General features: G+C 72.3%; 10 protein-coding genes and 3 tRNA genes. 4 read left to right on the top strand and 9 right to left on the bottom strand.

Going from position 1 to position 12,340, the window contains the following annotated elements:
• The 4 genes from AGRA3207_RS38645 to AGRA3207_RS38630 all read right to left on the bottom strand — a co-directional run bounded on the left by AGRA3207_RS38645 (position 1) and on the right by AGRA3207_RS38630 (position 4,632).
• The gene (locus AGRA3207_RS38645; protein ID WP_231332313.1) at positions 1 to 1,236 is read right to left on the bottom strand and encodes a L,D-transpeptidase; all 1,236 of its coding nucleotides are present in this window, start codon (positions 1,234 to 1,236) and stop codon (positions 1 to 3) included.
• 142 nt (positions 1,237 to 1,378) lie between these two features.
• Entirely contained in the window at positions 1,379 to 2,563 is a 1,185-nt protein-coding gene (locus AGRA3207_RS38640; RefSeq protein WP_231332312.1) for a L,D-transpeptidase, read from the bottom strand.
• Positions 2,564 to 2,699: 136 nt separating this feature from the next.
• The gene (locus AGRA3207_RS38635; RefSeq protein WP_231332311.1) at positions 2,700 to 3,428 is read right to left on the bottom strand and encodes a DUF3159 domain-containing protein; all 729 of its coding nucleotides are present in this window, start codon (positions 3,426 to 3,428) and stop codon (positions 2,700 to 2,702) included.
• 277 nt (positions 3,429 to 3,705) lie between these two features.
• A complete protein-coding gene (locus AGRA3207_RS38630) occupies positions 3,706 to 4,632 on the bottom strand; it encodes a LysR family transcriptional regulator (protein WP_231332310.1) in 927 nt (308 codons plus the stop codon).
• 267 nt (positions 4,633 to 4,899) lie between these two features.
• Here AGRA3207_RS38630 and AGRA3207_RS38625 point away from each other — a divergent pair, with 267 nt between their 5' ends.
• Positions 4,900 to 6,237, top strand: a complete 1,338-nt coding sequence (locus tag AGRA3207_RS38625; protein WP_231332309.1) for a pyridoxal phosphate-dependent aminotransferase — start codon at positions 4,900 to 4,902, stop codon at positions 6,235 to 6,237.
• A 100-nt stretch (positions 6,238 to 6,337) separates the two neighbouring features.
• Here AGRA3207_RS38625 and AGRA3207_RS38620 read toward each other — a convergent pair.
• From AGRA3207_RS38620 to AGRA3207_RS38610, 3 genes are all read right to left on the bottom strand, one after another.
• Positions 6,338 to 6,422, bottom strand: a tRNA-Ser gene (locus AGRA3207_RS38620).
• Positions 6,423 to 6,466: 44 nt separating this feature from the next.
• Positions 6,467 to 6,537: transfer RNA gene (locus AGRA3207_RS38615), tRNA-Ala, on the bottom strand.
• A gap of 15 nt (positions 6,538 to 6,552) precedes the next feature.
• Positions 6,553 to 6,624: transfer RNA gene (locus AGRA3207_RS38610), tRNA-Trp, on the bottom strand.
• 345 nt (positions 6,625 to 6,969) lie between these two features.
• Here AGRA3207_RS38610 and AGRA3207_RS38605 point away from each other — a divergent pair.
• Positions 6,970 to 7,542, top strand: a complete 573-nt coding sequence (locus AGRA3207_RS38605) for a hypothetical protein (protein ID WP_231332308.1) — start codon at positions 6,970 to 6,972, stop codon at positions 7,540 to 7,542.
• A gap of 60 nt (positions 7,543 to 7,602) precedes the next feature.
• Here AGRA3207_RS38605 and AGRA3207_RS38600 read toward each other — a convergent pair whose 3' ends face one another.
• On the bottom strand, positions 7,603 to 9,180 hold the full coding sequence (locus AGRA3207_RS38600; protein ID WP_231332307.1) for a Na+/H+ antiporter: 1,578 nt from the start codon (positions 9,178 to 9,180) through the stop codon (positions 7,603 to 7,605).
• 288 nt (positions 9,181 to 9,468) lie between these two features.
• On the opposite strand from AGRA3207_RS38600, the gene AGRA3207_RS38595 reads away from it, so the two are divergent.
• Positions 9,469 to 10,032, top strand: coding sequence for a CGNR zinc finger domain-containing protein (locus AGRA3207_RS38595; RefSeq protein ID WP_231332306.1), 564 nt, complete (start codon positions 9,469 to 9,471; stop codon positions 10,030 to 10,032).
• 197 nt (positions 10,033 to 10,229) lie between these two features.
• Here AGRA3207_RS38595 and folP read toward each other — a convergent pair whose 3' ends face one another.
• The gene (gene folP / locus AGRA3207_RS38590; protein ID WP_231332305.1) at positions 10,230 to 11,075 is read right to left on the bottom strand and encodes a dihydropteroate synthase; all 846 of its coding nucleotides are present in this window, start codon (positions 11,073 to 11,075) and stop codon (positions 10,230 to 10,232) included.
• A 220-nt stretch (positions 11,076 to 11,295) separates the two neighbouring features.
• On the opposite strand from folP, the gene AGRA3207_RS38585 reads away from it, so the two are divergent.
• Entirely contained in the window at positions 11,296 to 12,330 is a 1,035-nt protein-coding gene (locus AGRA3207_RS38585; RefSeq protein ID WP_237698292.1) for a GDP-mannose 4,6-dehydratase, read from the top strand.
• Positions 12,331 to 12,340 lie beyond the last annotated feature (10 nt).

The following is a 12,340-nucleotide window of genomic DNA, read 5'->3' as shown; positions in this document are numbered from 1 at the left end:
TCACCCGGTGGTCACGGTGCGGTCAAGGGCGCTGCCCTTGACCCACCTGTTCCAGCGCATCTGGTAGAAGCTCCAGCCGTTGCTCCAGTCCAGGCCGCGCTTGCTGCCGGTGATGATCACCGGGTCGCCCCGGTAGGACCAGTTGTAGAACCACCGGGCGGCGGCGGGCGGGGAGTTGAGGCAGCCGTGGCTGACGTTCTGGCGGCCCTGCGCCCACACGGTCGCGGCCATCGAGTGGATGTACTCGCCGCTGTTGGAGATCCGCACCGCGTGGGGGATGACCTCCTTGTAGCCGCCGTTCTTCTTGTCGTCCGGCTTGACGCCCATCCACTCCGACGTCATGATCGCCGGATTCTCCTTGCCCATGGTCAGGTGGATGCCGCTGGTGGTGAGGTAGGTGTCGACGCCGTTGACGACGCGGCCGCCGCGCCCGGCGCTGATGCCCCAGCCCTTGACCTTCTTGCCGTTCTTCTTGACGACCAGCTTGTGGGTCTTGGTGCTGGCCGTGATGATGTGCGAGTCACCGATGCGGAACCGGCGGGTGTAGTCGGAGACCCCGTAGGTCTTCTTGCCCGACTTGACGCCCGACAGCTTCGCGGTGAAGGTCACCGGCTGGTTCGGCTGCCAGTACTCGCCGTTCTTCGTCCGGAAGATGACCTGGGTGTCGCTCACCCAGAACCACGCGCCGGTGGCGGGCTTGGCCGACTTCACCTCCAGCGCCCGCTCGACGGCCTTGCGGTCGCCGACGGCCCGGTTGAAGGTCACGATGATCGGCATGCCGACGCCGACCGTCTCCCCCTTGGTCGGGCTGACGTCGGCGACGTCCAGCTCGTTCGCCGCCTTCAGCGTGACGAACCGGGAGCTCACCGTGGTCGACTTGCCCTTCGCGCTCTTCGCGACGGCCGACACCTGGTACTGCGTGCCCGGACGCAGCGTCCGGGACTTCCAGCTCGTCTTGTCGGCCGACATCGCGCCGTCGACCGGCTTGCCCTTGCGGGTGACGCTGACCTGCTCCAGCGTCCCGCCCGCGGCCGTCACGACGACGCCCGCCTCGGGACGGGCCTTGCCGTCGCCGTTGCCGGGGTTCACCGTCACCTGGGGGGCGGCGGAATCGCCCTTGCCCCCGACGGTGACCCCGTCGTCCTTCTCGCCCCCGGAGCAGGCGGTCGTGAGCAGCAGCACGGCCCCCGCCACTCCCGCGCCGGCCCGGACCCCTGCGGAAACCCTCCGCTGCACCTCAACCTCCCGAACAGGCCATCTACCAGGGAGACATTAGCGACAAAAGCCTACGATCATGCCCCGACCCGGGGTTTTGGCAGGAGTCCGAAATCAAAGCGTTGCACGACCGCACCCCCGCGCCGCCCCCGGACGGCCCTTCTCAGGTCAGGGCGCTGCCCTGCCTCCACTTGTCGAAGGACAGCTGCCACTGGCCCCAGCCGTTGTCAGGCTCGACCTCGCGGTTGCTGCCGGTCAGCTCGATGACGTCGCCGCGCTGCGCGGTGTCGTAGTACCACAGGGCGTCGGACGGGCTGACGTTCAGGCAGCCGTGGCTGACGTTCGCCGAGCCCTGCGAGCCGACCGACCAGGGCGCCGCGTGGACGTACTCGCCGCTGTTGGAGAAGCGGACCGCGTGGTTGACGACGGTCTTGTAGTACCCGGCGTCGCCCTCCTGGCGGCCCGGGGAGACCATCGTGACGGGATTGCCCTTCTCCATCAGGAGGTGGACGCCGCTGGTGGTGGTGAACTCGCGCGTCTCACCGTTGCCCGCGCTGAACGGGATGGTGCGGACCTTCTTGCCGTCCCGGCGCACCGTCATGCTGTGGCGGCCGATGTCACCGGTCGTGATCTGCGAGGCGCCGATCGTGATGGTCTGCTGGGCGTCCTTGGCCCCGTAGACGCCGCCGCCCGCGTTCACCCCGGCCAGCCGGGCCTGGAACCGCACGGTCTGGTGCGGCTGCCAGTACGTCTTCGTCCGGTAGGTGACCTGGTCGGGGGCGACCCAGTTCCAGGCGCCCTCGACCGGCTTGTCCGGGGTGACCTGCAGCACCCGCTCCACGGCGGCCTTGTCGGCCACCGGCCGGTCGAACCGCAGCATGATCGGCATGCCGACGCCGACCTTCTCGCCCTCGAGGCTCGGCGTGATGTCGACGATCGAGAGCGTCCGCTCCGGCTTGAGCGTGGTGAACGCGCTGGTGACGGTGCTGGTCTTGCCGTCGTCCCGCGACCGCGCTGTGACGGTGTAGGAGGTGCCGGGCGTCAGCGTCCGGTCGGAGCGCCAGGACTTGCGGTTCCCCGCCATCCGGCCCGTGATCGGGGCCCCCTGGACGCCCTGGACGGTGACGCTCTCCAGCTTGGTGCCCGACGCCTTGACCTCGATCGTCCCGTCCGGCCTGACCTGGGCGGTCCCGTTGGCGGGCGAGATGGTCACGACGGCCGCCGACTTCCCCGAGGCCAGCATGCCCTCGCCGCCGATCCCGCAGCCGGCCGCGAGCAGCGTCACCGCGCCCGCCCCGCCGGTCACGATCAGCCTGAAACGCCCCTTGCCACCCACTGATCCCCCCAAGTCCCCTGCTTTCACCACGTGCGGTGAAAAACTATCTGACTAGGGGAGACGCCCCGGACAGAGCGAAAGTTCGGAATGGATCGGGCCGGTTCCGCCGGATCGTCCGGACGGCCCGCCTACGCCCGCCTACGCCCGCCTACGCCTTGGAGGGCTCGGCGTTGACGTGCCGCAGGCAGCGCTTGAAGCCCCACACCGAGACGCCGACGCCGACCGCGCCCAGCCCGGCGACGATGCCGGTGCGGAACCACAGGTACATGCCGATCGACTCGTTGAACAGCATCCAGAGGCTGATGACCACGTTGGTGAACAGGACCATCGACCACAGCAGCGAGATGCGCAGGAAGAACTGGTGGACCCGCTCGTGCCGCAGGAACGCCTCGGGGATGGGCGCCATGTCCTTGGCCAGCTTCTTGGCCAGCGGGCGCCCGAGCGGCACCGAGGCGAGGAAGGAGATGCCCACGATGAGCGTGCCGAGCGTCGGCTGCAGGAAGTAGACGACGGCGCTGTGCGTGGCGGCGGCCAGGGCCGCGCGGACGGTGACGCCGACGGCCGCCAGCAGCAGCATCCCCGGCACGGGGCGCCTGCGCGCGTAGCGGTAGATGATCCCGCCGTACACCCAGGCGACGGCGGCGACGAGCGCGCCGTTCAGGCCGAGCAGGACGAGGGCGGCGTAGAAGACCGCGACGGGCGCGATGACGCCCTCGACGAAGCGGGGCAGGGCGTGCATGAGCAGGGCCCTCACACGCGGGAGCTCGAAGTGGTGCCCACCCTCGTGTCCCGCCCCGGCCGGCGTGGCCGGGGGCGGCTCGGACACGGGCGCCGCCCCCTCGGGCGGTTCCGCGGACGTGGTCGCCGGTCGTTCCATCGAGCGCTGCGCTCCCCGATCGGTGTGCATGGACGCGGTGGTGACGATTCGCACCACCGTACGTGATGCGCGGCGCGTGTCCACCCGCTTTGGCGAGGAACACACCTTTCGCCCGGTAGTTCGGACGGGGGCCCGTGCGGGTCCGGGGTCCGGCCGGATGCGGTCGGGGCCGAACCGCAGCCTCGCCCGTTGCGTACCAGTTTGCCCCTTTTACACCGCCCACACCGCCCGGTTCATCCAATTCATCCTGTTCGTCCGGAAGATCGGCGATGCCCGTTCAGCCCCCGGGGAGGGGCGGCCGGACGTCACGGGCGGCGGCGTAGATGGCCCGCAGCGTGACCGCGACCGACGGCCTGCGCACGCTCGCCTTCCGCGTGACCGCGTACACCTCGCGGGCCAGCGTGCACTCCGGGATGCGCCGCACCGCGACGCCCTGGTCACCGGCCGCGAGCGCCAGCGCGGGCACGGCCGTGATCCCGATGCCGCGCGCGACCAGGCTGAGGATCGTGTGCAGCCCCTCGAACTCCCAGGGGACGGGACGGGCGCCGCCGACGGTGTCCAGCAGCCGCTCCACCGCCTGCCGCGAGGGCTCCCCCGGCGGCGCCGCCATCCACGGCTCCTCCCGCAGCTCGTGCAGCCGGACGGGCCGCTCAGGGTCCGACATCCGGTGCGCGGACGGGACGACCAGCACGAGCGGGTCGCGGCGCAGGTGGAAGAACTCCAGCACGGCGGGCGACTGATCGGGGACCTTGCCCGTCCAGTCGTCGATGAGGGCGATGTCCACCTCGCCGTTCTGCACCTGCCGCACGCCGTCGTCAGGGCGGGTCTGGCGCAGCACGAACGTCAGCCCGGGATGGTCGGCGAGGCTGTGCGCCAGCGCGGGGGCGAAGGCGACGGCGGCGGTCGGGAACGCGGTGACCACCACACGGCCCATGGGGGTGTCGGCCTGCGCGGACAGCTCCGCCTCGGCGGTCTCGACGAGGGTGAGGATCTCCTCGGCGCGGTCGGCGAGGCGGCGCCCGGCGTCGGTCAGCTCGGCGCTGCGCGCGGTGCGGTCCAGCAGGGGGACGCGGGCCTCCCGCTCCAGCGCGGCCAGCTGCTGGGAGACGGCCGAGGGCGTGTACCCGAGGGCCGCGGCGGCCGCGGCGATGCTGCCGCGGCGGGCGAACTCGGCGAGAAGCCGCAGGCGGCGTAGCTCCAGCATCAGCTCAGCTTACGGTCACCATCGATGAGACTCGCTTGTGATGATGCTAAAAGCGGGCAAGCATGAAGCGACGCCCGGCCGGGGTCGAAGACGGGGATCCATCAGCAGCCGACCCGATCCTTCTCGCCGCACCCTCTATCCGCCGTGCCCACTAACCGCCGTGCCCTCTATCCGCCATACCCGCTGACCACGATGCCCGCTGACCGCCGTGCCCACTAGCCGCCGTGCCCACTAACCGCCAGCCCTGTTATTCCCGCTGGAGCCGTGATGCCTGCCCAGAGCCAGTCCACGCCCGTCCGGGCGCTGTCCTTCGCACCGCGCCCGGTGCCCCTCTCCGCCACGCTCGCCGTGAACGAAGCACTCGCCCGTAAGAAAAGGCAGGGGGTGCCCGTCCTCCCCCTCGGGTTCGGCGAGGCGGGCATCCCCATCCACCCCGCACTGACCCGCGAGCTGGAGGCGGCGGCCGGCCGCGGCGGCTACGGGCCCGTCGCCGGGTCCGCCGCGCTGCGCGCCGCGGCGGCGGGGTACTGGACCCGCCGGGCCCTGCCCACCGACCCGTCCGTGGTGGTCGCCGGTCCCGGCAGTAAGCCGTTGCTGTTCGCCCTGCTGATGTCACTCGGGGGTGACGTGGTGGTGGCCGCGCCGAGCTGGGTCTCCTACGCCGCGCAGACCTCCCTCGCGGGGGCCGAGGCGGTGCGCGTGGCCACGCCGCCCGGTGAGGGCGGGGTGCCCAGCCCGGCCCTGCTCGCCGACGCGGTGGTCCGGGCCCGTGCGCGGGGACGGACCGTCCGCACCGTGATCGTCACGCTGCCCGACAACCCCACCGGGACCATCGCCTCGGAGGACACCGTCCGCCGGCTGTGCGCGGTCGCCCGGGACCTGGACCTGGTGATCATCTCGGACGAGATCTACCGCGACCTGGTGCACGACCCCGGGCACGCGGTGCCGAGCCCCGCGGGTTTCGCGCCCGAGCGGACCGTGGTGACGACCGCGCTGAGCAAGAGCCTGGCGGCCGGGGGCTGGCGGCTCGGCGTCGCCCGCCTGCCGGACGGCCCGTTCGGCCGCGAGCTGCGCGACAGCGTGCTGGGCGTGGCCAGCGAGATCTGGTCCAGCGCGCCCGCCCCGATGCAGCACGCCGCCGCCTACGCGTTCGCGGAGCCGCCCGAGCTGGCCGAGCACATCGACCGCAGCCGCCGCCTGCACGCCGCCGTCACGGGCGCCGTCGCCGACCGGTTCGCCGCCGCCGGCGCGTCGGTCACGCGGCCGGAAGCGGCCTTCTACCTCTACCCCGACTTCGGGCCCCTGCGGGACGTCCTGCGGGAAGGCCACGGCATCCGTACGTCCTCCGACCTGACGGGCCTGCTTTTGGAACGTTACGGAATGGGCGTCCTGCCCGGTAGCGCGTTCGGGGACGCCCCGGCGGCGCTGCGGATGCGGGTGGCGCCGAGCCTGCTCTACGGGGAGGACGACGAGCAGCGCCTGGCCGCCCTGGCCTCGCCCTCCCCGGCCGGGCTCCCCTGGATCGCGGGCGCCCTGGACCGGCTGACCGAGGTCCTCGGGGACCTGATCGAGACGGCGGACGTCGGCGAGCCCGTCCCGGCCTGACGGCCGGGCGGCGGGAGGCGCCGCCGCGGCGCGGGCGCACCGCGGCGGCCCTTTCCGTCCGGATGTCACCGCCGGCCGTTCGGCCGCGCTCCGGCGTGTGCGGAGGGTAAGGGAGTTGAACCCCTTCGAGTTTCACCTCGACGTCAGTTTTCGAAACTGCTGCCTTACCGTTCGGCCAACCCTCCCGGAAAAGGCCGGGAGCGCCCGGCCGGCGGCCGGGGCCGCCGCGTGGACCAGCAGGGAGTCGAACCCTGATCGCTTCCTTGCAAGGGAAGTGTGCTTCCGTTACACCACAAGCCCGTCGATCACTCACAGCAGGGGCGGAGGGAGTCGAACCCACTTTCCGCTGGTTTTGGAGACCAGCCGCCCAACCGGTGGCTCACCCCTTCGAACCGTCGTTCCCGACATGGTCAAGGATGGGGCGGCCCCGCGATCCCGCGCAAAGGATTTTCCACGTCACGCAGAAACGGCCGGTCACGCTATGGAAGGCTCAGGTCGCGGATAGTGCGGGCCGCGTCCTTCATTGCCGCCCCCTTATCATCCGCGTCTGGGCGCGTTCCATAGCCGCCCGACCGGCGCGTATAAGGGTGGTGTAAGGTCCAACGACGCACCGGGCGAACGTCACGGGCCAACCGACCGCAGGACAAGGGACACCCTGCCGGGCCATGCCGTGGTAAACCCGAGACAAGCGTGATGTCACGTGAGTGAAGAAAGAAGGCGAGGGGGCCCGCCATGAGGCATGCACGGGATGGGGCCGCCGCGGCCATGAACGCGGCGTCGAGGATTCTCGTCGCACGGGGCAAGAACGAGCCTCAGGAACTGGAGAACCCGGATGTCGCGTGGGGCCAGCGCGCGCGCGACGGGGTCTGGGTGCCGACCAAGGACGGGCAGCGCCTGCACGTCGGCATCGACGTCGCGGCGTCCGACAAGGTCGCCCAGGTGCTGCGGCCCAGCCTGCGGGTGTTCGTGGGCGTGGACCTCGACACCGACATCGTCGCGCAGACGACCGACAACGGGGTCCGGCTGCTCACGGTCATCCACGGGCCTGACGCTCCCTCGGAGTTCCGCTTCGCGCTGTCCCTCCCGGACGGCCTGGCGCTGGAGGCGATGCCCTCCGGCGGCTACGACGTCGTCCACCTGCGCTACGGCGCCACCGTCGGCCGGCTCTACAACCCGTGGGCGAGCGACGCGATGTTCCGCCAGGTGAAGGCCGACTACGCGCTGGAGGGGACGATCGTGACGATGCGCGTCCAGCACGCGGACGCGTTCTACCCCGTCGTCGCCGACCCCCACTACGCCCGCTGACCCGCCCGGCGGCCGCACGGGGCCACGCGACGCCGGACCGGCCGGCAGGCTCCCCGGGCGCTACGCCCGGGGTTTCCTGAGCGCGACCGGGTCCTCGAAGTCGAGTTCCCGGCCGATCTCGCGCTGGGTCTCGGCGCCGATCCGCCCCTTCCGGTAGAGGGAGTCCAGTTTCGCGCGCTGCGCCCGGACCAGCTCGGAGCGGACGTGCCGGGTGTTGGGCGGGCGCGCCCCCTCACCGGTGCCCTCCCGGTCCAGGAAGTACCGGAGGCGGTCCAGCCGGACCTCCGTCATCTGGCGGAACGCCTCCGCGGTCTGCTCGTCCACCTCGTCCTCCTCGGCCATCTCGTCCAGCCGCGCGAGCGCCGCCTGCAGCACCGCCTTGCGCGCGATCATCGCCTCCCGCCGGCGCCGCTCGGACTCGATCAGCCCGAGCCGGCGCAGCAGCACCGGCAGCAGCGGCGCCTGCCCGATCAGGGTGATCAGCACCACCAGCGCGGTGAGCAGGACGAGCAGGCCGCGCTCCGGGCCGACCGCGGCGGGCAGCGACAGCGCGATGGCCAGCGAGATCGCGCCGCGCATCCCGCCGAGGCCGATCACCGTGCGCTGCCGCCAGCCGAGCCCCTCCTGGCTGCGCCGCCCGCCGGGCACCGCCGACGCCAGGCGCCCGCTGCCGAGCTGCCACAGCAGCCGGACGCCGATGACGACCGCCGACACCGCGAGCGTCGTCAGCGCGACCTCGCCCCAGGTGTGCCCGCCGGGCTCGTGCAGCACCTCCCGGATCTCCAGGCCGAGCAGGACGAACAGCGCCGACTCCAGCAGGAACGTCAGGATCTGCCAGAACGCGTTGCCGACCAGCCGGGACGCGGGCTGCAGCACGCCCTCCCCGTGGGTGCCGATGGAGAACCCGGCGACGACGGTCGCCAGCACCCCGGACGCGCCCAGGTTCTCCGCCGGGATGAACGCCAGGTACGGCGTCACGAGCGAGACGATGATCTGGCTGACCGGATCCCTGATGGAGCGCCGGACACGGCGGATCACGATGCCGAGCACCAGCCCGTACGCCACTCCCCCGGCCACCACCTGCACGACCCGCCCGGCGCCCTCGGCGGGGGTGAAGCCGCTGCCGAGGGCCTCGGCGGCGAGGCCGAATATGGTCAGCGCCGCGCCGTCGTTGATGAGGCTCTCGCCCTCCAGGATCGTCACCATCCGGGGCGGGGCGCCGAGCCGCTGCATCACCGACGTCGCGGCCACCGGGTCTGTCGGCGAGACCGCCGCGCCGAACGCCAGCGCGGCGGCCCAGCCGAGCCCGGGCAGCAGGGCGTGCACCGTCCCCGCGACGGCGACCGTGGTGACGGTGGTGAGCCCGAACGCCAGGGTGACGATGGGGACGATGTCGGCGCGGGCCTCCCGCGGCGCGGTGAAGAACGCGGCGTGGTAGACCAGCGGCGGCAGGAAGCCGAACAGCACCAGGTCAGGCGGGACGACGACCTCGGGCAGCGCGGGCACGAACCCCGCCGCCATGCCGAGCAGGACGAGCAGGATCGCGTCGGGCACGCGCAGCCGCCCGGCCAGGGCGCGGGTCAGCAGCACCACCACGGCGACGACCAGGAAGACGATGAAGAGCCGATCCTCCCCCACGGCGTGATCATGTCCCGATCGGGCGCGGGTACTCGCGTACCGCGGCGCGGGTTGTGGAACGGTCCCGGTGCGCCGGGCGGGCCCGTGCCGGATCCGCCCGGCGCGCAGCGCAGCGGGCCTGCGGCACGGACCCTGCGCGGACGAGGTGCCCGGCCGTCATATGGTTGAGTCCGGGCCGCGTTCCGGCCCCGGCGGCGTCGCCGGGCGCACGACCTCCGTACCGCGCCGGGGGTCTGGGGGTCCCACCCCCGGAGCCAGGGGCCCCGGTCCCCCGAGACTGGAGTCATCGTGATCTTCACTCATGACACCGAGCACGCGCTCGCCGTCGTCGTCGACCTGATCAACACCGGTGCCGCGGCGGCCGGCGCGGAGGAGCTGGACGGGCTGACCGGCCTGCGCGCGTTCGTGGAGCGCAACGCCTTCAGCGACGTGCACGAGCTCTCCGACGCCGACCTGACCCGGGTCAGGTCCCTGCGCGACCGGTTCCACGCGGTGTTCCGCGCCACCGACGTGCCGACCGCGGTCCGGCTGGTCAACGAGGTGATCGGCGGCGTCCGCGCCACCCCGCACCTGACCGACCACGACGGCTACGACTGGCACGTGCACTTCTTCGCGCCCGGCGCGCCCATGGGCGAGCACCTCGCCGCCGACTGCGGCATGGCGCTGGCGTACGTGGTGGCCGCCGGAGAACTCGACCGGCTGCGCACCTGTGAGGCACCGGACTGCTCGCGCGTGCTGGTGGACCTGTCGCGCAACCGCTGCCGCCGCTACTGCGACAGCCGCACCTGCGGCAACCGCATGCACGTGGCCGCCTACCGCGCCCGCCAGCGCGAAGCGGCGCACTCGTCTTGATTTCAATCCCGGCCCAAGCGGGCTCGCCTGGCGGCTCGCCCGCTTGACCGTGCTTGTGCGAGCGCGTCATCGCTTCGCGATCAGCCCGCCGGGGCCCGCCTCCGGCTTCGCCCCGCCGGGCTGGTAGCGCGCTCGCGTGACGGCTGAGGTCGCCGCATCGGGGGCATCTCGGGCGAGCTCCTGTGGTCCTTGGGCGGTCAGGGGCCTGGGGCCAGGGTCTGGACCGCTTCCAGGGCCCGGCGGGCGGCCGGGACGTCGTGGACGCGGAAGACGCGGGCGCCCAGCCATGCGGAGACGCCCAGGACGGCCAGGGTGCCGGCGCCGCGCTTGTCCACGGGACGGCCGAGGGTCTCGCCGATGAAGTCCTTGTTGGACACCGCGACCAGCACCGGCCATCCCGTCGCGGTCATCTCGCCGAGCCGGCGGCTGATCTCCAGCGAGTGGCGGGTGTTCTTGCCGAAGTCGTGGGCGGGGTCGATGAGGATCGCGTCCCGGCGGACGCCGAGGGCCACGGCCCGCTCGGCCTCGGCGGTGACGTGCCCGATCACCTCGGCCATGACGTCGGCGTACCCGATCCGGTGCGGGCGGGTGCGCGGGTCCAGCGCGCCGGCGTGCGAGCAGACCAGCCCGATCCCGTGGCCGGCGGCGACCTCGGCGAGCCGCGGGTCCGGGCCGCCCCAGGTGTCGTTCAGCAGGTCCGCTCCCGCCCGCGCGACGGCCTCGCCGACCTCGGCCCGCCAGGTGTCGACGCTGATCACCACCCCGGGGTGCAGGTCGCGGACGGCGGCGACCAGGTCCACCACGCGGCGCAGCTCCTCGGTGACGCCGACGTCCTCGCCGGGCCCGGCCTTGACGCCGCCGATGTCGATGATGTCCGCGCCGTCCTCGACGGCGCGCCCGGCGGCGGCGAGGGCCGCGTCGAAGGCGTAGGTGGCCCCCTTGTCGAAGAAGGAGTCGGGCGTGCGGTTGACCACCGCCATGATCGCCCGCGGACCGATCTCGCGCCCGTTCAGCCGCAGCGGGGCCAGGTGTGGATGGCTCATGGTGACCACACCGTGGCACATCGGCGGCCCGCCGCGCCACGCGACGGGCCCCCGCACCTGCGCGGACGGGCCGCCGCCGTGAACCAGAAGCAAATTCGGTTCAAACGTCGCCCTCCCTCGTCACCATCGCAAGGGGGTCGCTAACCTCATAAGCCACGCTCGCCGCGGGAATTCCCCCGCGGCGGCCGGGCGTCTGTTCCCTTCGGCCATGGAGGATCCGCTGTCCAGGCGAGCACTCATCACCGGCATCACAGGGCAGGACGGCTCCTACCTGGCCGAGCATCTGCTGGAGCAGGGGTACGAGGTGTGGGGGCTGGTGCGGGGGCAGGCGAATCCCCACGTCTCCCGGCTGCGCAAGCACATCGGCGACGTCCAGATCACCACCGGGGACCTGCTGGACCAGGGCAGCCTGATCTCCGCCGTGGAGCGGGTGCAGCCGGACGAGGTCTACAACCTGGGCGCGATCTCCTACGTTCCCATGTCATGGCAGCAGGCGGAGCTGACCGCCGAGGTGACCGGCATGGGCGTCCTGCGGACCCTGGAGGCGATCCGGGTGGTGTCGGGCATCAGCCCGTCCCGCACTCCCGGCGGCGGGCAGATCCGCTTCTACCAGGCGTCCTCCTCGGAGATGTTCGGGATGGTCCGGGAGACGCCGCAGAACGAGAAGACGCCGTTCCACCCGCGCAGCCCGTACGGCGTCGCCAAGAGCTACGGGCACTACATCACGCAGAACTACCGCGAGTCCTACGGGATGTTCGCGGTCAGCGGGATCCTGTTCAACCACGAGTCGCCGCGGCGCGGCGCGGAGTTCGTCACCCGGAAGGTGTCGCTGGGCGCGGCGCGCATCCGGCTGGGCCTGGCGGGCGAGCTGCGGCTCGGGAACATGGACGCCCGCCGCGACTGGGGGTACGCCGGGGACTACGCCCGCGCGATGCGGCTCATGCTGGCCCAGGACGCGCCCGAGGACTACGTCATCGGGACGGGCAAGACGCAGTCGGTGCGGGAGCTGGTGGACTTCGCGTTCCGCACGGCGGGCCTGGACTGGGAGGAGCACGTCGTCCTGGACGCCCGGTACACCCGCCCCGCCGAGGTGGATCTGCTGTGCGCCGACCCGAAGAAGGCCCGCGAGCAGCTCGGCTGGGAGCCCGAGGTGACCTTCGAGGGCCTGGTGACGATGATGGTCGAGTCGGATCTGCGGCTGCTGTCGGAGTCCGCCCGTCCCGAGGACGAGCCGTTCACGCCCGACCACTGGTGACCCGCGCAGG

The organism is Actinomadura graeca, assembly GCF_019175365.1.
GTDB lineage: Bacteria > Actinomycetota > Actinomycetes > Streptosporangiales > Streptosporangiaceae > Spirillospora > Spirillospora graeca.
Note: the sequence above shows the minus strand (reverse complement) of the source record. Positions and strands in the feature narration are given on the sequence as shown.

What these genes read in the sequence shown, in the direction of transcription:
- AGRA3207_RS38605 (WP_231332308.1), top strand. Translation starts at nt 6,970, where the DNA reads ATGAGGCATGCACGGGATGGGGCCGCCGCGGCCATGAACGCGGCGTCG.
- AGRA3207_RS38635 (WP_231332311.1), bottom strand. Translation starts at nt 3,428, where the DNA reads ATGGAACGACCGGCGACCACGTCCGCGGAACCGCCCGAGGGGGCGGCG.
- folP (WP_231332305.1), bottom strand. Translation starts at nt 11,075, where the DNA reads ATGAGCCATCCACACCTGGCCCCGCTGCGGCTGAACGGGCGCGAGATC.
- AGRA3207_RS38625 (WP_231332309.1), top strand. Translation starts at nt 4,900, where the DNA reads ATGCCTGCCCAGAGCCAGTCCACGCCCGTCCGGGCGCTGTCCTTCGCA.
- AGRA3207_RS38630 (WP_231332310.1), bottom strand. Translation starts at nt 4,632, where the DNA reads ATGCTGGAGCTACGCCGCCTGCGGCTTCTCGCCGAGTTCGCCCGCCGC.